The sequence below is a fragment of the Phytopseudomonas daroniae genome, from assembly GCF_004327275.1.
Taxonomy (GTDB): domain Bacteria; phylum Pseudomonadota; class Gammaproteobacteria; order Pseudomonadales; family Pseudomonadaceae; genus Aquipseudomonas; species Aquipseudomonas daroniae.
In genome coordinates this window covers 311768-334309 of the sequence record NZ_QJUJ01000004.1, presented here as the reverse complement: position 1 = coordinate 334309, position 22542 = coordinate 311768, and the positions used below count along the sequence as shown (strand labels likewise).

Below are 22542 nucleotides of genomic sequence, written 5' to 3'. Positions count from 1 at the left end.
CCTGTGTGCTCACTCACAGCGTCACGGTCGTCTCGCCCCGAATCACCACGTTGCCGTCACGCTCGGGCAGGCTGGGGATGTCGATATTGAACAGACGCAGGGTCGGCACTATGGCCCGCTGTTCGGTAGCGCCTTCACGGTTGTAGAAGCGTTGCAGGCAGACATGCAACACATGGTAGGACGCGTTCGGATCACGGGCGTCGAGGGCGATATGGCCGTAGGACGGGCTGCCGGGTAGTTTGCTCCAGGCATAGCCCGCTTCATTCTGCTCCGGCGCGGGACAGTCGCCTCCACGCCAGCTCTCCGGCAACCAACTCTGCTCGACGGTACGAGTGATTTCGCGGCTAAGCACCTGTACATAACTGCTGCTGGCCGGATCCACCTGCAGGGTCGCCCGTGCTGCATCGGCGCTGACCTGCTTGAAGGTCAGCATCAGCAACATGGGAATGCTGTAGGCGATGATCCCGTAGACCACCACGAAGAACACCCCGAACAGCATGGCGAACTCGATGGCCACCGCGCCTTGTTGCCTGTTTGCCAGAGAACGTCGCATGGCGGGCCTCACTGCACCAGCCGAGGGATACCACAGCTGATGCTGTGTACTTTGATTTCGCTTTTGCCGAGGTCAAGGCCCAGACTAGTAAGTAGATTACTGACGGTGATGCCCACGGAATCAAGTATCGGCTCAAGCAGTGATAGGATCGGGTCAAGAATCTTCAGCAGCAGCGGCTGGCTTTCGCCGCCGAGGCCAAGTACTCCGAGAGTTACCGCATTTAGGATGTCTCCTACCAGCTTGAATACGCCGCCCACCACACTACTGAGCACTCCGCCTTGAGCCTTGGTTTGCAACGCTGTGATCAGAGCGTTTCGGCAAGCGCCAGATACGCACTCGGTGTGCCATTTCTTCGCCATGGTGGTATCGAGCAAGCCGTTGGGGCGCACCCAATCCAGACCATCACTGATCAGGCTGTCTCTCACTTTGGTCTTGTTGTCGTTGGCTGAAAGGTATTTGTCTGCTATCTGGGTAGCCTGCTCTTGGTTGAATCCGGGAGAGCCGTCTGCGGCCTTAGGTAGGCCTACTTTGATCATATTGAGCACTTTTCGCAGAAGCTCATCAATAACTGTGCTTCCCAGTCTAAGGTCGTTGGAGGCTGTCTCATCAGAACTCCCAGCAGCCAGGATAACTTGATCATTACGGTGGCCACTACTAAGCAGCGGCACAGCTGCTTTTCCCTTGATCAAGTCGATATTCAGCAGCTTCAGCACTGTGGTGTCTTCTAGGTTCGATTCAGTGCAACTGGTACGGGTAGACCAAAGTGTATTCCCAGGCATTTCACCGATGCAGATATTACCTACTGTGGATACAACATCGATAGTCGCTTCGGGCTCGGGAATACTGCAGTCGATATCGGTAAGTGTGCCTTTGGCACTGACCAGATCGAGGATGATTGGTAGTTTCAGTGAGGTACCAAGGAAATTCAGTAGATTACCCAGTATGGGAAGATTGTTGGTATTGGCATCGACCTGAATGCGTATCTGGGCATTATAGGCCGTTGTGCCGACGGGGCCGATACCAATCGCTGGTGGCTCGACTATGCCCATCTTCACGGCCAGGGTACTGTTGAGAAGGCTCAACTGATCGACCAGCAACCCACGCCCCTGTACCGCAGTCATCAAACTTGTGGATAACACATCGCCAAGATTGAGTTTGGCATCCAGTGCCGAGCCCAGCGCTTGTCCCGGGCCTGTAACGATCTGAAGTATTCCGGGCTGATCTTCAGTGCCCAGCAGGTTTACCTTGGCATTTTTCAGTTCGGTGCCGACTAGGCTTGCGCCTAGAGCGGCAACTTCAGCAGCCAGCGTTTCGTTGTGGGTGATCAACTTGGCTGAGGCATTAATCAAGTCGGGTAGGCTAATCAGATTGATCTTGGTTTCCTCCAAGTCCACTAGCCCTTCCGGTGTCAGCGCCTTGAGCTGGTTGATGGTCAGATCCACGCCCAGTGCCTGTAGCAACCCTGATGGCGTGACCTGAGCGTTGGCCAGACCCGCCGAGTCAAGGACGGTCAGCATGTTGACATCCACCCCTACGACCTCCAGCAGCTTTGGTACGAGGCCGTTCGCGTTAAGTGCGAGCAACTGCGCCCCCACGCTGAACACCGCCATCGGATCACTGTCCTTCTCGGCAACCGCTATAGCCTGCAGCCGTACCGTGGCATTGCCAGGGAAACCGAACAGGCTACCGGTACGGATGATGATGCTGGCCGGCACCTCATTGTTGGCGACCACTTCTACGGCGCGGCCGGTTGCGGCATCAGGTGATGTGACGAGCAGGCTGTCGACGCTATTGATACTGACGCAGGAGGTACTGAGAGACTGCAGGTCATTCATGGCAAAACCATAGGAGTTTGCGTTTTCCCGGGCATAGCGTTGGGCGTTGGCTGGCTCCTGGGAGCAGTTGCCCGATTCGAGCCGGGAAATGGATTCCAGTGCGGCGGTGTCGGCGATTCGCTGCAGGTTGCGTTGTTCCAGATACAGGCGGCCGGCGTCTACCACCAGGGCGAGGAACAGGATGGCCATGACCAGGGTTGCGGCGCTGAGGATGCTGAAGGCGCCACGCTGGTTTCGCCGATGAAGTGGCATGCTCATGTTCACGATCCTGATTCGTTGTAGAGGCGGATCTTCGCCTCGCCGCGTATTTCGCTGGGCAGTTGAGGTACTTTCCAGCCGAGTATCGAAAAGGGCGGCATGATGGCTTCTGGATTGGCGTGGCGAACGCAAACGCTCCACACCGCCCCGGTTTTCAGGTAACCGTCGTAGCCGCTGCAGGTCTGCGCCCAGGCTTCCGGTAACCAGGAGTTGTGCAGGGTTTGCTGGACACGCTGCTGGTGGCGAGCCAGTTGTTCGGCCGTGGGGGCACGAGTATTGGGTGTCCGAATGGCGTCACGCAGGGCTTCGGTAGCGAGCTCCTGATAGGTGGCGCTGAGCAGAAACGGGACGCTGTAGCCCACCAGCCCGTAGAAAATCAGAAAGAAAACAATGAAGGCGATCGAAAACTCGACAGCCACGGCACCGCGCTGCTTGTGTGCCGAGCGCATTTGTAGCCGTTGAGGCACTTCCCTGATCCCCATGATTGCCAAATCCATGTTGTGGCGCCGTTGTTGGATCCTGCGCGAGTACGCCACTCGCTCTGTCGCTAGCCGTCTGCTGGATAACGATGCAGCTCTCCACATGTTGGCTGGAGTAGAGAAAGGATCATTTCATGAAGCCGGGTATCGAGATTCCAGGCCATAAATGAAAAGTCGGTGCGCCAACGCTTATCTAATAGCATGGAGCCAGTAGAGGCTCCATAATACTTTGTAATTAACACATCTGTTATGAAGTGCTTTCTAGGGCGCTTTATTTATTGATGAGAATTGAAAATACTACGTTCATGCTACGTGTGAGCGTTTCTGAAAATAGTTGTTTACTATGTCTTGGTGATTGTACAACAAATTCCGGAGCCAGTTGATGACCGCGTCGCGACATGTTGTTTTCGCATTCAGGAGGTCATATGGAGCATGGGTTTTTATTTACGTAGATAGTATTAATCCATCCGGTATATAAAACCCTATACCTCTGGTAGTAGTAATAATTCGAGAATTGCCGCCCTTAAGTTGTGCACCTTTAATGACCGTCACAGTCGTGGTTCCACTTCGTGAACCTTGTTTCAACTGGGCCTCATCGGCTAGGACGGTCATCATGAAAACGCATTCGGTTTTGCACACCTGCACAGCACTGGCGCTGATACTCTCCCTGACCGCTGTTGCGGGTTGCAGCGGTACTACCAAGAAGTATTACGTTACCGAGAACAGCAGCAGTGCTCCGGGTGAACCAGGCACTCCAGGCGAACCAGGCACTCCGGGTGAACCAGGTACTCCAGGCGAACCAGGTACTCCGGGTGAACCAGGTACTCCGGGTGAACCAGGTACTCCAGGCGAACCAGGCACTCCAGGTGAACCGGGAACCCCAGGTGGGCCAGGCACTCCGGGTGAACCGGGCACCCCAGGCGGGCCAGGTACTCCAGGCGAACCGGGCACTCCAGGCGGCCCTGGTGCGAATAATGGTGTCATAGACAATGTGCAGAACGTGGTCGACAACACTGTTGATAACTCGGTGCTCGCTCCTGTCGGCGACCTTGTGGATAACCTGGTCAACCCGGAGACCGGCCTACTGTCCCCGGTAACCTCCATCGTCGACAACCTCACCGGTGATGGTGGTGCGCTGGCCCCGGTGGGTGGCCTGGTTGGGTCGCTTGTGGGTTCCGATGGTGCGTTGAGCCCGGTTATCGGTATCGTCAACAACACCCTGGTCGGCGGTGAAGTGGGAACGGGCAGCGTATCCGATGTGTTGGCAACCGCGGGCCAGGTGACGGGCAGCGAAGGTGGCCTGGCCCCGGTCAGTGATCTGGCCAATACCCTGATCAACCCGAGCACCGGCCTGCTGTCGCCCGTGACTGGTCTGGTCGATGGGCTGACTGGAACGGGTGGCACGCTGCAGCCGGTGGGTGACCTTACCGGTACCCTGCTCGGTGAAAGTGGTGCCCTGAGCCCTGTGATCGGCACCCTCAATTCGACGGTGGATGGTCTGGGCCTGTCGCCGGTGACCGATGCTGTCGGCGGCCTGGTGGGCGGTGTCAACGGCGCCGTCGACGGCCTGACCAATACCCTGGCTTCCGGCACCAATGGCACCGGCACGGTAACCGACGCTCAGGGACTGGTGGGGGGCCTGGTCAGCGGCACCGCTCTGGCGCCGATCAGCGACTTGACCAATGGCCTGGTCGATCCTGCGACTGGTGCGCTGACCCCGATTACCTCGTTGGTCGAAGGTGTGACGGGTGAGGGCGGTGCGCTGTCTCCGGTAGGTGGTCTGGTCAATGGTCTGGTGGGCGAGAATGGTGCGCTGACGCCTGTCGTGGGTACGGTCAACGGCCTGCTCGGTGGGCTGAGCGATATAGGCGGTGCTGGTTCGGAAAATGGTGGTCTGCTCGGTGGCCTCACGGGTGGTCTGACTGGTGGCCTGACCGGTGGATCTGCTGACGGCACTGGCGCCATCACCGATGTGCAGGGCACGGTTGGCACTCTGGTTGACGGCACTGCGCTGGCACCTGTTGGTGGTCTGGTCGGCGGCCTGGTCGATCCGGTGAATGGTGCACTGGCCCCGATCACTGGCCAGGTTGAAGGCCTGACTTCGCCATCTGGCGCGCTGGCTCCAGTAGGTGGACTGGTCAACGGTCTGGCTGGCGAGAATGGTGCGCTGACGCCTGTAGTCGGTACGGTGAATGGTCTGCTCGGCGGTTTGACCGGTGGCCTGACTAGCGGTGAAGGTGGCTTGCTGGGCGGTGGCCTGACCGGTGGTTCCGCCAGCGGTGGCCTGCTCGGTGGTCTGACTGGTGGTTCTGCTGGCGGCACTGGTGCCATCACCGATGTACAGGGCACGGTCGGCAGCCTGGTTGACGGCACGGCGTTGGCACCTGTTGGCGGTCTGGTCGGCGGTCTGGTCGATCCGGTGAATGGTGCATTGGCCCCGATCACTGGCCAGGTCGAAAACCTGACCTCGCCGTCTGGTGCGCTGGCTCCGGTTGGCGGGCTGGTCAACGGCCTGGCTGGCGAAAACGGTGTCCTGGCGCCTGTAGTCGGCACGGTGAATGGTCTGGTCGGCGGTTTGACCGGAGGCCTGGTTGGCGGTGAAGGTGGCCTGCTGGGTGGTGGTCTGGGCGGCCTGCTCGGCGGCTCCCGCTCCTCGAACCAGTGAGTCAACAGATTCCAGTGTTCTGGAAAAGCTGACTACACTTCAGTTCGTGCATATGAGGCGTCGCCCGGTTGGGCGACGCCTTCTTGTTATAAAGGACTTTTCGGTGCGCTCTGCACCGCGTTTTGAGGATCTCAGGGAGGGTACTCATGCGCTTTCGTGACCTGCTGTTGCCAGGGCTGATTTGTCTGCCCTGGTCTTGTGCCATGGCTGATAGCCCGCAGTTTCTCAACACCAACGATATCGAAAACAACCTGCCAACCCCCAACCTGCCGCCGGAAAGCTACAGGCCCAAGGTGCCGGAGACCCAGCTCTCCGCTCCCACCCAGCAGCAACTGCCGATCGATACCCGCGTACAGGTCAACCATGTGCTGATCGAGGGCGGCACCGTGTATCCCTTCGAGGAAGTTGCGGCGCTGTTCAACCCCATGGTCGGTCGCGAGGTCAGCCTCCGTGAGTTGCTGGTTGCCGCAGAAAGCATCACCAAGCGCTACAAGGCTGATGGTTATGCGCTGTCCTACGCCTTTGTGCCGGCCCAGGATCTGAGCCAGGGTAATGTGCGGGTGATCCTGGTCGAGGGGCATATCAGCGGCCATGAACTGCGCGGCGAGATCGGCAGTGCCAGGGGCTACGTCGACAAGCTCGCCGCCAAACTGCTGCAGGAGCGCCCGCTGACCACTCGCTCCTTCCAACGCTACACCACGCTGATGGCACAGATTCCCGGCGTGACGGTGCGTGCCAGCGTACCGCCACCGACCACCACCGATGGTGCGGTGACCCTGGTTACCGACGTCAGCCGTAAACCGGTGAGCGTCTCGATGGCGATGGACTACGACAGCCGGGATGATCTACAGGCCGTGGTCTCGGTCGCCAGTAATTCACACACGTCGGTAGGTGAACAGGTGGTGGTCAGTGCCCTGGTGCCGCCAGGCGAAGATCGCGAGCGCTATGTGCGGGTCGATTACAGCCAGTTCGTCAGTGATGAGGGCACGCGTCTGCAAGCCTCTGCATCGCGCTATCGCAGCGACCCCAAGGATCAGCTCGTGATCGGCGGTGCCACCACGGAGTCGCATCGGGACAACCAGCGTCTGTCGCTGGGGGTGAGTCATCCCTTCGTCGCCTCGCCGACAGAGATGGTGACCGGCGTGGCGCGAATCTACTCGGTGGATGACGAGCGGGAGTTCACTCGTCTGTCGCCCCTGCCCGAACGCAAGCGGGCGCTGGTGATCGACAGCAAGGTACGGGCCGTGGCCCTGGAAGGTGAGTGGAAGATGGCGCAGGCCAATCGCCTGCGTATTCTCAGCGGAGGCCTGTATCAGGGTATCGACGATCTGGGCGCGAAGAGCGAGGTGCGGGTGCTGGATCAGAAAGCCGACATTCAGCTGCACGATCTGGATTTCACTCGTTTGCGCTTGTCCGGCGTACAGAGCGATACCTTCGCGGGTACCTGGCAAAGCGTGATATCAGGCGCGCTGTACTGGAGCGACGATTCGCTGCCGGAAAGCGAACAGGTGATCTTCGGTGATCGCAATTTCGGTCGTGGATATCCCAGTGATCAGGCTTATGGTGATAAGGGTTGGGGGTTGGCCTACGAGCTCAATCGCAGCTTCGCCCGTGATGGGCAATGGCTGCGCATGATCCAGCCTTATGCTGCGGTGGATGCCGCGCGCGCCAGGTTCAACGGAGCCGGTGCATCATCCAACCTGGCATCGGCGGCATTGGGTGTGCGCTTTGGTGATCGGCGTTTCTACAGCTTGTCGCTGGAACTGGCGCGGCCACTGGGTGATCGTGCCCTGGACAGTCGGGATCGTGACCCGCGATTCGGCATGAGCTTCAGTTACCAGCTATAGGGCCATAGGGCCGTCGACGTGCGGGTGTCTGCTTGCGCCTTGCCACGTTTTAAGGTGCAAGCGGACGTAGGGTGGATCGGGGCTCTTTTCATCCACCAGCCCGTAGGATGGGTGAAACCCATCAATTTCCGATGGGTTTCACCCATCCTACGACCAAAAGAGCGTCATCCACCCTTGGGAATTCGAGGCCTATCACTCGACCCATTCCCGGCCGTGGCGCTCCAGCAGGCTCTGCAGCTGTTCCGGGCCGTTGCTGCCGGCTGGGTAGGGTCGTGGCCGCTGATAATGCTGGTTCCAGCCCTTGATGATCGGATCCGTCCACTGCCACGCTGCCTCGACCTCATCACGGCGCATGAACAGTGTCGAATCACCCTCGATGACATCCAGTAGCAGCCGCTCATAGGCATCCCAGCGCCGCTGTTTGTGGAAGGCGTCAGCCAGATTCAGATCCAGCTCTACCGGTTGCAGGCGCATGCCCTTGCCCGGATTCTTGGCCATTAGCTGCAGGCTGATGCGCTCCTCAGGCTGCAGGCGAATCAGTAGGTGGTTGGCCTCACCGCCACCGAACAGGTGGTGAGGTACCGGTTTGAACTGAATGAGAATTTCCGAGGTTTTGCGTGCCAGGCGCTTGCCGGTACGCAGGTAGAAGGGCACGCCGGCCCAGCGCCAGTTATCGATTTCGGCCTGTACGGCGACGAAGGTTTCGGTATCGCTATCGTTGTCGACGTTCTTCTCGAAATAGTAGGCGGACACTTCCTGGCCGCCGATCTTTCCGGCGGTGTACTGACCGCGCACGGTCTTGTCACGTACATCCTGGCCGCAGATGGGTTTGAGCGCTTCGAGAATCTTCACCTTTTCATTGCGCACCGACTCGGCGTCGAAGCGCACTGGTGCTTCCATCGCCACCAGGCAGAGCAACTGCAGCAGGTGATTCTGGATCATGTCGCGCATGGCACCGGCCTGATCGTAGTAGGCGCCGCGGTTTTCCACGCCGAGGGTTTCGCACACGCTGATCTGCACGTGATCGATATGTCCGGCCCGCCACACCGGCTCGAACAGGGCATTGGCGAAGCGCAGCGCCATCAGGTTCTGCACGGTTTCCTTGCCCAGGTAATGGTCGATACGGAACACCCGGGATTCATCGAATACCGCGCCAATTCGGGCATTGATCGCCTGAGCCGATTCCAGGGAGTGACCGATGGGTTTTTCCAGCACGATGCGCGCATTGGCGCTGGCCAGGCTGGCGACCTGCAGGTGCGAGGCAATGTCTTCGAACAGGCTCGGTGCGGTGGCCAGGTAATACACGCGTACCCGATCCGGATCGTTGCCCAGACGCTTGGCCAAACGACCGAAATCGGCGCTTTGCGAAGCATCCATGGAGAAATAGTCGAGGCGCTCGGCGAAGCTGCGCCAGGTTTCCTCATCGAAATCGGCCCGGGCCACCTGGGCCCGGCAGCGGCGTTCGGCAAGGCCCTGGTAGGCCTCGCGGCTATGGTTGCTGCGGGCCAGGGCAAGAATGCGGGTATCGCGGTGCAGGCGTGCTTCACGGTGCAGGTAGTAGAGCGCCGGCAGCAGCTTGTGCAAGGCCAGATCGCCCGTACCACCAAAGATCAGCATGTCACAGGAATTACTCAACTTGGATACTCCGACTCGGTTTGTCCGTGCGAGGGCGACATTCTTGTAGTATAACTACAAAAACACTACAACCCGGCGTAACCGATCATAGCCGAGTAACGGCTTCAAGTAGGTTACCCGGTGCATTCGTTACTTTTCCCTGTCGAGTCCATGCCTGTGAACCTGTTGCAGCACATTGCCCAGTCACGCCACCTTCTGCGCAAATCGGAACTGAAAGTGGCCGATCATGTGCTACTCGATCCTGCTGCGGTGATGCACAGCTCCATGGCCGAGCTGGCACATTCGGTGGGTATCAGCGAGCCGACCATCGTACGTTTCTGCCGAGCCATCGGTTGCAGCGGTTTTCAGGATCTCAAGCTCAGGCTGGCACAGAGCCTGGCGGCGGGGGCGAGCTTCGGCCAGTTCGCCATCCATGAGGACGATTCGGTCGCCGACTTCAGCATGAAGATCTTCGACACGACATTGCATACCCTGATCGAGGTGCGCGAGAAGCTCGATCCCGATGCCCTGCAGCGCGCTATCGCGCTTTGCGCCCAGGCGCAGCGCATCGAATTCTACGGTTTCGGTGCTTCCGGTGCGGTGGCTGCCGACGCCCAGCACAAGTTCTTCCGCCTGTTGCTCAACGCCGCTGCCTATTCCGATCCACACATGCAGGCGATGTCCGCGGTGACCCTCAAGTCGACGGACGTGGCGGTGTGCATTTCCCAGTCCGGCCGTTCCAAGGATCTGCTGATCACCGCCAATCTGGTGCGTGAGACCGGCGCCTCGCTGATTACCCTGTGTCCAGGACAGACATCATTGGCAGAGCTGTCCACGGTCAACATCGCCATCGACGTACAGGAAGACACCGAGATCTACACCCCGCTGGCCTCGCGCATCGCTCACCTGGTGGTGATCGACGTGCTGGCCATGGGCGTGGCCATGGCGCGCGGGCCAAGCCTGGTCAACCACCTCAAGAGCGTGAAGCGCAGCTTGCGCAGCCTGCGGCTTTCGCCGAAGTCGGTCAGGGTGAGCGACGAGGCACTCTGAGAAGCCATTGAGCTGCAAGCCGCAAGCTTCAAGCTGCAAGACAGAAGCAAGAGCAATAGAGCGCTCCGAGCCTGAGGAATCCCCACAAATCTACTCCAGTCGTAGGGTGGACGACGCTTGCCTACGCGGCCCGATCCGTCCACCGCTCTGCAATCGCAATGGTGGATGAAAAGAGCGTCAGCTACGCGCCCCGATCCACCCTACGTCTGCTCTCGCCTCTGTTTCGCGAAATCGTGAGCATGCTCCGAAGCATTCACGCCAGCTTCATCCTGGCGCCCTCAAACTGTCATGCCGTTATCCGAATCTGGTTTCCCGTTATTCAACCTGGAGACCTCACATGGCTCGCCACGTGGATGCATCGGAAAACAGTGTGGTCAAAGCCCGGCGCAAGTTGCTCGATGAGCAGCGCATGCGGTACCGGCGGGCTATCGAGCTGTACGGTGAGAATCGTCGGCTGCAGAGTGAAATTGCCAGTTACTACGACCCCTTCGCCAGCGAGGTGGGCAGAGAGTCGTTGCGGCCGATGATGCACTGACCGGGCATATCCTGGTGGCGGGCTCGTATAATGATGGCCTTGTCCAGCTTGCCACCGCCAGGGATGTGCCATGCGTCGTCTGCTCGTTCTGCTGCTTCTGCTTTGTCCGCTGCTCGCTGTCGCCCAGTCGGTGCCGCCCAAGGTCGGCCTGGTGTTATCCGGTGGCGCGGCGCGTGGCCTGGCTCATATCGGCGTACTCAAGGCTCTGGAAGAGCAGGGCGTGCAGGTCGATGCCATCGCCGGCACCAGCATGGGCGCCGTGATCGGCAGCCTTTATGCCTCCGGCTACAGCATCGCCGAGCTCGAAGAAGTGGCCCTGACCATGGACTGGCAGCAGGTGCTTTCAGATGCTCCGCCGCGCCCCGATGTGCCGTTCCGGCGCAAGCAGGACGACCGCGACTTTCTCATCAAGCAGCGCCTGAGCTTTCGTGACGATGGCAGCCTGGGTTTGCCCCTGGGCGTAATCCAGGGCCAGAACCTGGCACTGCTGCTGGAGCGGTTGCTGGTGCGCAGCAGCGATATCCGTGATTTCGACCGCCTGCCGATTCCCTTTCGCGCCGTGGCTACCGATATCGCCAACGACGAAAAGGTGATCTTCAGCAGCGGCCACCTGCCCCAGGTGATCCGCGCCAGCATGTCGATCCCGGCGGTGTTCGCGCCGGTCGAGCTGGACGGCCGCTTGCTGGTCGATGGCGGCATGGTCGACAACATCCCGGTGGACGTGGCACGCAGCATGGGCGTCGACCGGGTGATCGTGGTCGACATCGGTACCCCGCTGAAACCGCGCAAGGAGCTGCTTACCGTGGTCGATGTGCTGAACCAGTCGATCACCATGATGACCCGGCGCAACTCCGAGGAACAACTGGCCACCCTGACTGACGTCGACATACTGGTGCAGCCACCCATGGCGCAGTTCGGTGTCACCGATTTCGGCCGCGGCGAAGCCATGATCGACGCCGGTTATCGTGCCGCCCAGGCGCTGCAACCGCGCCTGGCAGAGCTGCGTCGCAGCAGTGGCGGTAACCCGGCCCTGAGTCTGGCCCGTAGTGCCAAGCAGCGCGAACCGGTGATCAGCGCGATCCGTGTCGAGAACGACTCCAAGGTCGGCGACGAGGTGATTCGCAACTACATCCGCCAGCCCCTCGGCGAGCCGCTGGACATGACCCGCCTGCAGCGGGACATGGGCACGCTCTACGGCCTCGACTACTTCGAGCGCGTCGAGTATCGGGTGGTCAGCAGCGAAGACGAGAACACCCTGGTCATCGATGCACGGGAAAAACGTACCGGCACCGACTACCTGCGTCTGGGTCTGAATCTGTCCGATGACTTCAACGGCGACAGCGTCTTCAACCTCGGTGCCAGCTATCGCAAGAATGGCATCAACCGCCTCGGTGCCGAGTGGCTGACGCGCCTGCAACTGGGTGACCGCCAGGAGCTCTACAGCGAGTTCTACCAGCCATTGGACGTTGGCTCGCGCTGGTTCGTCGCACCCAACCTGTATGGCGAGGCACAGAACGTCGAGGCGGTGCTGGACAACGATCCGATCGCCGAATACCGCCTGCGTCGCTATGGCTACGGCTTCAACCTCGGCCGGCAGATCGCCAACAACGGCGAACTGCGCTTTGGCATCGGCCAGGCCTGGGGCGATGCCGAAGTACGTATCGGCGAGCGCGACCTGCCGAGTTTCAGCTTCACCGAGGGCTTCTATGAACTGAAGTACTCCTTCGACACCCTGGACAACGTCGACTTTCCCAACGAGGGTGAAGAGATCGGCCTGCACCTGCGCCAGTACGACGCCAGCCTGGGCGCCGACGACCGTTATCGGCAGTGGGAGCTGACGCTGGACAAGGCCTTCAGCCATGGCCCCGACACCTGGGTGCTCGGCGGTCGTTACGGGCGCACCCTGGACGATGCCGAAGTGGTCACCTCGAGTTTCCTGCTCGGCGGCGCGCGGCAGCTGTCCGGTTTCCGCCAGGATGCCCTGGCCGGGCAGAATGTCAGCCTTGGCCGTCTGGTCTACTACCGGCGCATGACGCCGCGGTCGTTCCTGCCCCTGGATTTCCCCTTGTACCTTGGCGCCTCCCTGGAACGCGGACGGGTCTGGAACAACGACAACGCCTTCGACAGCGGTTACGTCAATGCGGCGAGCATCTTCCTCGGTTATGAAACGCCCCTGGGCCCGCTGAACTTCAGCTATGGCTTCAACGACGAGGATGAAAAGGCCCTGTACCTGAACCTGGGGCGCAGCTTCTGAGGCATGCAGCAGCGATGGCTATCGTCGCTGCACAGTTCGTAGGATGGGTTGAGCGAAGCGATACCCATCGGGCGGTAACGGCCAAATCGCAATAATCGCCAAATATCGCAATGGGTATCGTCGCGGCGCTCCTCGACCTACGCGGCCAGCCCCATCTACGAGCTACACAGCCGCGTCATAGCCGCTGCAACAGCGCCTGCAGGGCCAGCTCCGGTTCCTGTATCCACAGGCCATAGCTCAGCGGCACGGTTTCCAGGCCGGCGCGGGCCAGCACGCGGTAGCGCTCCAGTTCGAGAAAGCCTTCGCCCTCACCGGGGAAGCCGATCAGGTCGATGGCCAGGCATTTGTCGCCCCGCTGGCAGAACACGTCCAGCAGCAGGCCGGCCAGTGGATAACGCGTCCAGGTGTTCACGCCTTCGGCCTGCAGGGCGCTGCACAGTGAGCGCTCGAAGGCGTCCTGCTCGACGGCGGGTGGGTGCGCCGGGGCGTCGCGGTCGATGCTTTCCAGGTAGCGGCGCAGCAGGTGCCCGGCGGGGAGCTGATGTTCGTCGCCGCTGAACAGCAGCACCTGGCGTTCGCGGGCACGGGTGATGGCGACGTTGAACATGTCCTGGCGGTTCAGGTACACGGCGGCCTGGGAGGCGCGGGCATCGAGGGCGAAGCTGATGATCATCAGGTCGCGCTCCTCGCCCTGAAAACCGTAGGGCGTATCCACCAGCAAACGGAATTCGCGCAGCTTCTGCAGGTCGAGCCGGGCCACGCGCTGGCGGATCGCTTCGACCTGGTCGCGAAACGGTGACAGCACGCCGATGGCGGGTTTTACCGGGCTGTCGGCATAGCGGCTCAGGTGCTCGTCGATCAGTTGCAGCACGCGCTGCACTTCGGCCTGGTTGACGCCGCCGGCACCCCGTTCGCCCTGCAGTCGCTCCAGTTGCAGGCTGTCACAGCGAACCTGATCCGGGCGTTCCTTCATCACCCGCAGACGACGCTCGTAGAACTGTTCGTTACTGAAGCGGATCAGCGCAGGGCGGCTGCGAAAGTGTTCGTCGAGAAAGGTCAGCGCGGCCTGGCTGGGCAGGTGCAGGCCGATCAGGTCGAGCACGCTGTTGTCGCGGTAGCTCCATTGCTCGCGTTGGCGCCTATCCAGGCCACTGCGCTGTAGCAACTGCTCCTCACGGTTGCGCGAAAGGAACGACAGGTGACGCAACTGCTTCGCGTCGCCGGTGATCACCGCACGGCGACAGCGCTGGAAGGCCGGTAGTGCCGAGGCGATATCGCACTGGGTGGCTTCATCCATCACCATCACGTCGAACAGCCCGGCACGCAGCGGCAGCAGGCGATGCAGCTCATCCAGCGTCACCACCCAGATGGGGAAGGCGGCGAGCAGACGTGCCGGGTCGATGTCTTCGAACAAGGCCAGCTGTCGTTGTGACTGGCGTGCACGGATGGCCTGGTTGTACTGCACGAACAGTTGCCGATCCTTGCTCAGCAACTGTTGCAGCCGACTGCCGCGGCGCGTGTTTAGGTAATCGCGGCTGAGGCGTTCGCGGCGTTGCTGGCACTCGCGCAGTTCGTCGAGCAGCGCCCAGGGTTTCGCGCTGCCACGGATGCGCCGGCGTACCCAGGGCAGCAACAGGTGGCGGCGCCAGAAACCCAGGGTGCCGCGCTCGGCGCGCAGGATCAGCCGACTCCAGCGCAGTGCCTGCTCACTGCGCACGCCCAGGGCCGCGGCCAGGCGTCGTTCCTCCTGCATCAGGCCGCGCAGGGCGGTCTTCTGCCGCTCTTCGGCGTCTGCCTCGACGCTCTCCAGCTCACCCTGCAGCAGGTTGCCCAGGCGCTCGCGCAGGTTCTGTTGCAGGCTGCGACCGGAGCCTTCCAGCACCGCGTCGCGCAGACCGAAATCGTCGCTGAGTTTCTGCGCGATGACCCGCACCGCTTGTTCGCTGCGGCTGACCAGCAGAACGCTTTCGCCATGCAGATAACGATCCAGTGCCAGCGCCGCCAGGGTGTAGCTCTTGCCCGTGCCCGGCGGGCCGGATATCTGGCTCAGCGGGTAGCGGGCGGCGTTGGCCAGGGCCCGGCACTGCGCGGCACTGAGTTGCGCGGGCAGGGCGTGGGGCGTGCTGCCACCCTGGGGTGCGACGGCGGCCGACGCGCCGAGCAACTGGCGCAGCGGCGGCGACCATTGACCGGCGTCCTGCAACTGCTGCAATTCATGGGTGATGCCGCGGCTGCCGCTACCACGTGGTACCAGGGCGACCATGGCGGCGGCGCGCAGCGACAGGCTGCGCCGGCGCAGCGCCTTGTCCAGCGCTTCGGCACTTTCCAGGGCCGGAAAGCCGGCGGCCGGCAGCACCTCGGCGACCCGGGTATGGCGTCCGATCCAGGCGAGCAGATCGCCCAAGGCCACGGCGTCGATGGGTGTATCCGCCAGGGGCAGGTCATCGAGCGCGGTGTCACCGTCCTCGCGCAGCAATTGCCGCAACAGCCGCCAGTTGGCCTGCGGCTGCACGGTGTCGATGGACAGCAGATGGGCATCGCCTTCGCTGCCGCTGCTCAGATTCGCCTCGTAGTAAACCAGGGGGGCGCAGAATGGGGTGGAGGAACCATCGTCGGTGACCAGGCGACCGCACACCGGCAGTACGCCATAGACCAGTTGCAGTTCACGTTGGTAAAGGCGCTGCTGACGCTCCAGTTCGGCGCCGATGCTCGGTGCCAGGGCCAGCAGTGGCAGGGCGCCGCAGGCCAGCTCCTCGCGCCCGTCGAGCCAGGCCCAGCGCTCGCTTGGCAGTTTGCCGAGATTGTCGAGATTCAGATCGCGGCTGTCGGCCAGGTAGGCGCTGCGGTAGAAGGCGAGTAGCTGCCCGATCCGTACGTCTTCCGCGTCCCGTTCTTGCATCGTCTGCCCGTGTCATACCAGGATTCCAGCCCGCGACTCTACGCGCTGGCAGCGGCAGGTGCCACCGAGCGACGCCGGGCGTGGCACGGATTCGTAACGCTAGTCATGTAAATTTGGCAAAGTAATTAGAGAAAGTAGCGGCAAAATCCGTTACAACACTCGACCCCTGGTGCGTTTTCAGGCGGTCTTTCATGACTGCCAGCAACGTATGGCCCGCTCACTGACTTGAAGAAACGGCATGCCCCTGTCCCGAACATCGCTGCTGGTCATCTCGATTCTGTTATTCGGCGCCCTGGCCTACTGGCTGCTGCGTACGCCTGCGCTCATCATCGATAACACGCCTGGCGCGGTACCCGTGGTGGTGCATGAAGTCGCCCGCAGCGACGTGCCGATACTGCTGCGTACACTTGGGCGGGTACGCGCCCAGCGCAGCATCGAGATCCGTGCCCAGGTCGACGGTACCCTGGTCGAACTGCCCGTGGCCGAGGGCCAGCAGGTGCGCAAGGGGCAACTGCTGGCACGCATCGACGACCGCAGCCTGCGCGCCAGTTTGAACCAGGCCATCGCGGAGCGCGGCGTCACCCGTGCCGAACTGGATATCGCCCGACTGGATCTGCAGCGCTACCAGAACCTGGTGCGCGAACGTGCGGCACCGGCGCAGACCCTCGATCAGCAGAAGGCCCTGGTGGCGCGTCTGCAGGCAACGCTGGCGACCCGGGAGGCGGCGGTGGTTTCGGCTCAGGTACAACTGTCCTACACCAGCATCCACTCGCCTATCGATGGGCGCCTGGGCATTCGCAATGTGGATGCCGGTAGCCTGGTACGAGCGAGCGATGCCAGCAGTTTGTTTTCCGTGGTACAGACCAACCCCATCGATATCGAGGCGACTCTGCCGCAACGTCGTTTGCCCGAGCTGCAGACGATGCTCGCGGCGCCCGAGCAGGCCGTGGTGCGCGCGTTTCGTGAAGACGGCGGCGAAGTGATCGCCGACGGCAAGCTGGTGCTGATCGACAACCGCGTCGCCCTGGACACCGGCACCATTCGCGCCAAGGCGCTGTTCGACAATGGCGACGAGCGTCTGTGGCCGGATCAATCGGTAGTGGTCACTCTGCAGGCGAATGTCCTGCGTGATGCCTTGTCGGTGCCCCTGGAGGCAATTCGGCAGCGCGCCGAAGGCACTTTCGTCTGGCGCGTCGAGCAGGACAAGGCGCAGCCGGTGGCGGTCAAGGTGCTGCACGAAACCGATGTACTGGCCGTGATCGAAGGGCTCGAGGTGGGCGATCAGGTGGTTACCGATGGCCAGTCGCGGCTGCGTGCCGGGGTCGAGGTCAGGCGCGCCGACGCCCAGCCCGCCGTGGCCAGGGACGATAGCTGATGCAGTCGCGTGGTTTCTACGCACTGTGCATCGGCCATCCCATTGGCATCGTGCTGCTGGCCCTGGCGCTGGTGCTGTGTGGGGTGATCGCCTTCGTCCGCCTGCCGCTGGCGCCGCTGCCGGAGGTGGACGCGCCGACCATCGAGATTACCGCGCAGATGCCCGGTGCCAGCGCCGAAACCATGGCCTCGTCAGTGGCCACGCCACTGGAAGTGCAGCTCAGCGCCATCCCCGGCGTCGACGACATGACTTCGACCAGTTCCCTGGGCCGCGTCGAGCTGGTGCTGCAATTCAACCTGGACAAGAACATCGATGCCGCCGCCCAGGAAGTCCAGGCGGCGATCAATGCGGCATCGTCGCGTCTGCCGGCGGATCTGCCAGAGTTGCCGGTGTGGCGCAAGATCAACCCGGCGGACACGCCTATCCTGATCCTGGCAGTGACGTCGCCGACACTCTCGCCCTTCGAAGTCAGCGACCTCGCCGAGTCCGCCATCGCCCGCCAGCTCAGTCAGATCGAAGGCGTCGGCATGATCCGTCTCAACGGCCTGCAGCGCCCGGCGATCCGCATTCAGGCGCGGCCGGAAGCGCTGGTGGCGGCCGGCGTCACCCTGGCGGACGTGCGCGCGGCAGTGCAGCGCTCCAGCGGCAACCGGCCCACCGGCGCCCTGGTCGGTGAGCATCGTCTGTCGACCCTGGACAGCAATGGCCAGTTGTTCGAGCCCGGCGACTACGCTGACCTGATCGTCGCTTATCGCGGCGGTGCACCGGTGCGCCTGGGCGATGTGGCGCGTGTCGTGCCCGGTGCGGAGAATGCCTATACCCAGGCCACGCCCAACGGCCAGCCGGGAGTCGCGGTGGTGGTTCGTCGCCAGCCAGGTGCCAATATCGTGGCCACGGCCGAGGCCGTGATCGCGGCGTTGCCCGAACTCACCGCAGGCTTGCCTGCGGATCTCGAGGTCTCGGTGCTCAATGACCGCACCCGTACCATCCGTGCCTCCTTGCACGAAGCGGAGCTGACCCTGCTGATCGCCGTGGTGCTGGTGATCGGCATCATGGCGCTGTTCCTGCGCCAGTGGTCGGCGATCCTGGTGGTGTTCTCGGTGCTGGCCACCTCGGTGATTGGCGCCTGCGCGGCCATGCTGCTGTTCGGCCTGTCGCTGAACAACCTCACCCTGGTGGCGATCATCGTTGCGGTGGGCTTCATCGTCGACGATGCCATCGTTGTCGTAGAGAACATTCACCGCCATCTGGAGCGCGGGGTGGGACGGGTGCAGGCGGCGCTCGACGGCGTCCGTGAAATCGGCTTCACCGTGGTCTCCATCAGCCTGTCGCTGGTGGCGGTGTTCATTCCGCTGTTCTTCATGAGCGGTTACGTCGGCCGACTGTTTCGCGAATTCGCCCTGGCCGCGACTTCGGCCATCCTGATTTCCGTGGTGGTCTGCCTGACCCTGGCGCCAGCCCTGGCCGCGCTGTTCATGCGCCCGCTGCCGGCCCACGCGGGGCCCGGCCCGGTGATGGGCAGGGTGCTGCGCGGCTACGAGCGAGCGCTGGTATGGGCACTGGATCACCCACGCGCCACGCTGAGCGCGTTCTTCGCCTGCATCGTCATCAGCGTGGGCGGCTTCGCGCTGATGCCCAAGGGCTTCTTCCCGCTGCAGGACACCGGCTTCATGAACGGTACGGTGCAGGCTTCGGCGGACATTTCCTATGAGGCCATGCGCGCCAAGAATCGCCAACTGGTGGATATCCTGCGCAATGACCCGGACGTCATCGCCTTCAACACCGATATCGGCAACGACGGCAGCTACAGCGTCGGTGGCCTGGCCGTGGTGCTCCGCGATCCGGACGACCGCGACGACACGGTGGAGCAGATCATCGACCGCCTGCGCCCGCAGTTCGCCGCCATTCCCGACCTGCGTGTGACCCTGCGTGCGGCCCAGGACATCAACCTCGGCTCGCGCGCCTCCCGTGCCCAGTACCAGTACGTGCTGCGCAGCCGCTCGCTGGAGGAGCTGGCCACCTGGACGCCACAACTGACCGAGCGCCTGCAGTCGCACCCGCTGTTCCGCGACGTCAACAACGACTTGCAGTTCGATGCTTCGCTGACCCCGGTGCGTATCGATCGCGAGGCCGCGGCACGGCACGGGTTTTCCGCCAGTGATGTCGACGATGCCCTCTACGACGCCTTCGGCCAGCGCCGCATCAACGAGATCCAGACCGCCGCCAACCAGTACCAGGTGGTGCTCGAGTTGAGCAGCAGTCAGCGTCAGCGAATACAGAGCCTGGAGCTGTTCCAGCTACGCTCGCCGAGCAGCGGACAACTGGTACCCCTGAGCACCTTCGTCAGCGTTCAGGCGCAGCAGCCGGCGCCGGTCAGCATCAATCACAGCGGCATGCTGCCGTCGGCCAATCTGTCGTTCAACCTGGCTGCCGGCGTGGCCCTCGGTGACGCGGTGGCGGTGCTGCGCCAGATAGAGCAGGACATCGGCATGCCCACCAGCATCAGCGGCCGTTTCAGTGGCGCCGCCCAGGCCTTCCAGCAGACCCTGGCCTCGCAGCCATTGTTGATCCTCGCCGCGCTGGTGGCGGTGTACATCATCCTTGGCGTGCTCTACGAAAGTTTCGTGCACCCGCTGACCATTCTCTCGACCATTCCCTCGGCGGGTATTGGTGCGCTGCTGCTGCTCTGGCTGTGGGGCCTGGATTTTTCCATCATGGCGCTGATCGGGCTGATCCTGCTGATCGGTATCGTCAAGAAGAACGGCATCCTGCTGGTCGACTTCGCCCTGCAGGCCCAGCGTCAGGGCCTGACTCCGCGCGAGGCGATCCACCAGGCCTGCATGACCCGCTTCCGGCCGATCCTGATGACCACGTTGGCCGCCATGTTCGGTGCCGTGCCGCTGATGCTCGCCTTCGGCACCGGCGCCGAACTGCGCGAGCCCCTCGGGGTGGCGGTGGTCGGTGGCCTGCTGTTCAGTCAGTTGCTGACCCTGCTCACCACCCCGGTGGTGTACCTGACCCTGGATCGCTACCTGGCCAAGCGTCATCGGCACTCGTCTGCCACCGTGCAGGAGGCGCCATGAGAAGGCCGTACCTGCTGCTCGCCCTGGCGCTGCTGTTGTCGGCCTGTGCCGGGCGCACGCCGCCACCCGAGCCCGAGCTGCCGCCGGAAGCGCTGGCCGGGCTGCCGCTGGCCTGGTGGCAGAGCCTGGAAGATCCGGCGCTGAACCAGCTGGTCGAACTGGCTCTGCGCGACAACCTTGACCTGGCCGCGGCGACCCAGCGCATTCGTGAACAACGCGCGTTGCGCCGCCAGGCATGGGGCGACCGGCTTCCCAGCGTGTATGCCACTGGCCGCCACGAGAAAGGGCGTAGCGCCAGTGATGGCCACGACGAGGACTATTTCTACGGTCTCGACCTGGCCTGGGAGCTCGACCTGTTCGGTCGCCTGAGCGCCATCGAAGGGGCCGCGGAGGCCAGCCTGCGGGCGTCTGCCGCGGATTATCAGGCGCTGCGCGTCAGCCTGATCGGCGAGGTCGCTGGTACCTACCTGCAGTACCGCCTGGCCCAGCGCGAAGAAGTGATCGCCCGGCAGGCTGCCGACAGCCAGGCGCAGATTGCCCGGATCACTCGGGTTCGTTTCGACCAGGGCACTGCCAGCGGTTTCGATGTGGAGCGCCTCGATACCCAGCTCGCCATCACCCGCGCTGCCGTGCCTCAGGCCCGCGAACGTGCCGCTGCCGCACGCTACGAGCTGGCCTATCTGCTCAACGGCGAACAGGCAAGTATCGACGCGATTCTCGACCCTGAGGCGGTGTTCAGCGTACCGCGCGACGAGCAGTTGCTGCCTTTGCTGGAGCTGCCCGCCAGCAGCCTGCGCGCCCGTGCCGATGTGCGTGCCGCCGAGCTGCGCCTGCTCGCTGCCGGCCATGAACTGGATGCCGCCAGGGCATTGCGTTATCCACAGCTGACGCTGGGCGCACTGGTGGGTTTCGAGCAGGGTGTTGGGGTGCCGGCCTGGACGCTCAGCGCCCAGGCGCTGCAACCGCTGTTCGACTTCGGCCGCATCCGCAGTGTCATCGAGGCCGGCGATGCGCGTCGCGAGCAAGCCTGGCTGGCCTATCAGACGGCCCTGATCCAGGCCCTGCGCGAAACCCGCAGCGCCATTGCCCTGTATGCCCAGGGCCTGGAGCGCCAGCGCCTGCTCGATGGCGCCAGCCGTTCTGCGACCAATGCCACCACACTGGCGCAGCGCCAATACGATGCAGGCACCGTATCACTGATCGAAGTGCTGGATGCCCAGCGCACCGAATTCGACACCCAGCTCGAACAGCAACGCGCCGCCACCGACGTGGCCCTGCGCTGGGTCGAGATCTACCGCACCCTGGGGCTGGCGCCACGCGTGGCGGATTGAGGTTTCAGGGGGAGCTCGGTCGGCCCGCAACCCGGTGTTCCCGCTCTTGGCGCGGGCTCATGATTGCGCGAGCCAGGCTTTTTCCATTCCGATCGTGATCACCGGGACAAGGCGTTAGCGGTCGTTCGAAATGTTGTATCGGATGCGCCGGCCAAATGTCGGATTACGCTTCGCTAATCCAACCTACGGGGCTGAAGCAGCCGTAGGGTGGATGACGCTTTTTTCATCCACCATTGCGATTGCAGAGTGGTGGACGGATCGGGCCGCGTAGGCAAGCGTCGGCTACGCGCCCCGATCCACCCTATGACCGGCTGCCCGCCTTTTTATGCGTCGTACATGGCGGCGGTGCAGCGATCGGCTCAGGCCTTGGCAGTCGCTGGCGCGATAGGAAAGCGCTGGTTGAGCACTTCGAGCAGGCGCTCGTGATAGATGGGCTTGGGCAGAAAATCGATGACCTGCAAAGGCAGCAGGCTGATCACATCATTCATGTCGGCATGGCCGGACATGACGATAACCGGCAGCGAGGCATGCAGCGGATTGGCCCGCAGATCCTGGATCAGGCGCAGGCCACTCTCGTCCGGCATGCGCAGGTCGGTGATCACCAGGGCGATGGCTGGGCACGTCTGCAGGCACAGCATGGCTGCGCTGACGCTATTGGCGCAATGACACTGAAATCCTGCACCTTCGAGCAACTCGCCGAGTTCCTCGATGGCTTCGGTTTCATCGTCTACCAATAATATATGTTGGCGCATTCAACTAATCAC

General features: G+C 62.5%; 14 protein-coding genes. 8 read left to right on the top strand and 6 right to left on the bottom strand.

The window, feature by feature from the left end; genetic code table 11:
- Positions 1 to 13: 13 nt before the first annotated feature.
- From DNK10_RS12335 to DNK10_RS12325, 3 genes are read right to left on the bottom strand one after another with little or no spacing between them, the layout of a single operon-like run.
- Positions 14 to 553, bottom strand: a complete 540-nt coding sequence (locus DNK10_RS12335; protein WP_131191766.1) for a TadE/TadG family type IV pilus assembly protein — start codon at positions 551 to 553, stop codon at positions 14 to 16.
- An 8-nt stretch (positions 554 to 561) separates the two neighbouring features.
- Entirely contained in the window at positions 562 to 2646 is a 2085-nt protein-coding gene (locus DNK10_RS12330; protein ID WP_131191765.1) for a pilus assembly protein TadG-related protein, read from the bottom strand.
- Positions 2647 to 2648: 2 nt separating this feature from the next.
- On the bottom strand, positions 2649 to 3143 hold the full coding sequence (locus DNK10_RS12325) for a TadE/TadG family type IV pilus assembly protein (protein ID WP_244216245.1): 495 nt from the start codon (positions 3141 to 3143) through the stop codon (positions 2649 to 2651).
- A 595-nt stretch (positions 3144 to 3738) separates the two neighbouring features.
- On the opposite strand from DNK10_RS12325, the gene DNK10_RS12320 reads away from it, so the two are divergent.
- Together DNK10_RS12320 and DNK10_RS12315 are read left to right on the top strand one after the other, a co-directional pair.
- A complete protein-coding gene (locus DNK10_RS12320) occupies positions 3739 to 5790 on the top strand; it encodes a beta strand repeat-containing protein (RefSeq protein WP_244216244.1) in 2052 nt (683 codons plus the stop codon).
- 146 nt (positions 5791 to 5936) lie between these two features.
- Positions 5937 to 7637, top strand: a complete 1701-nt coding sequence (locus DNK10_RS12315) for a ShlB/FhaC/HecB family hemolysin secretion/activation protein (RefSeq protein WP_131179414.1) — start codon at positions 5937 to 5939, stop codon at positions 7635 to 7637.
- 192 nt (positions 7638 to 7829) lie between these two features.
- Here DNK10_RS12315 and zwf read toward each other — a convergent pair whose 3' ends face one another.
- On the bottom strand, positions 7830 to 9254 hold the full coding sequence (gene zwf / locus DNK10_RS12310) for a glucose-6-phosphate dehydrogenase (protein WP_242674733.1): 1425 nt from the start codon (positions 9252 to 9254) through the stop codon (positions 7830 to 7832).
- 174 nt (positions 9255 to 9428) lie between these two features.
- On the opposite strand from zwf, the gene hexR reads away from it, so the two are divergent.
- From hexR to DNK10_RS12295, 3 genes are all read left to right on the top strand, one after another.
- Entirely contained in the window at positions 9429 to 10301 is an 873-nt protein-coding gene (hexR, locus tag DNK10_RS12305) for a transcriptional regulator HexR (RefSeq protein ID WP_131179472.1), read from the top strand.
- 337 nt (positions 10302 to 10638) lie between these two features.
- The gene (locus DNK10_RS12300) at positions 10639 to 10836 is read left to right on the top strand and encodes a PA3496 family putative envelope integrity protein (RefSeq protein ID WP_131179416.1); all 198 of its coding nucleotides are present in this window, start codon (positions 10639 to 10641) and stop codon (positions 10834 to 10836) included.
- 70 nt (positions 10837 to 10906) lie between these two features.
- Positions 10907 to 13090: a patatin-like phospholipase family protein gene (locus DNK10_RS12295; protein WP_131191763.1), complete on the top strand. Its 2184-nt coding sequence runs from the start codon at positions 10907 to 10909 to the stop codon at positions 13088 to 13090.
- 175 nt (positions 13091 to 13265) lie between these two features.
- On the opposite strand, the gene DNK10_RS12290 is transcribed toward DNK10_RS12295, so the two are convergent.
- A complete protein-coding gene (locus DNK10_RS12290) occupies positions 13266 to 15989 on the bottom strand; it encodes a DEAD/DEAH box helicase (RefSeq protein ID WP_131191762.1) in 2724 nt (907 codons plus the stop codon).
- 238 nt (positions 15990 to 16227) lie between these two features.
- On the opposite strand from DNK10_RS12290, the gene DNK10_RS12285 reads away from it, so the two are divergent.
- From DNK10_RS12285 to DNK10_RS12275, 3 genes are read left to right on the top strand one after another with little or no spacing between them, the layout of a single operon-like run.
- The gene (locus DNK10_RS12285) at positions 16228 to 17364 is read left to right on the top strand and encodes an efflux RND transporter periplasmic adaptor subunit (protein ID WP_131191761.1); all 1137 of its coding nucleotides are present in this window, start codon (positions 16228 to 16230) and stop codon (positions 17362 to 17364) included.
- On the top strand, positions 17364 to 20447 hold the full coding sequence (locus tag DNK10_RS12280) for an efflux RND transporter permease subunit (protein ID WP_131191760.1): 3084 nt from the start codon (positions 17364 to 17366) through the stop codon (positions 20445 to 20447). The genes DNK10_RS12285 and DNK10_RS12280 overlap by 1 nt, the downstream gene beginning before the upstream one ends.
- Positions 20444 to 21778, top strand: a complete 1335-nt coding sequence (locus DNK10_RS12275; RefSeq protein WP_131191759.1) for a TolC family protein — start codon at positions 20444 to 20446, stop codon at positions 21776 to 21778. Before DNK10_RS12280 ends, DNK10_RS12275 begins: the two co-directional genes overlap by 4 nt.
- 359 nt (positions 21779 to 22137) lie before the next feature.
- Here DNK10_RS12275 and DNK10_RS12270 read toward each other — a convergent pair whose 3' ends face one another.
- Positions 22138 to 22530, bottom strand: a complete 393-nt coding sequence (locus tag DNK10_RS12270; protein WP_131191758.1) for a response regulator — start codon at positions 22528 to 22530, stop codon at positions 22138 to 22140.
- Between the last annotated feature and the right edge of the window lie 12 nt (positions 22531 to 22542).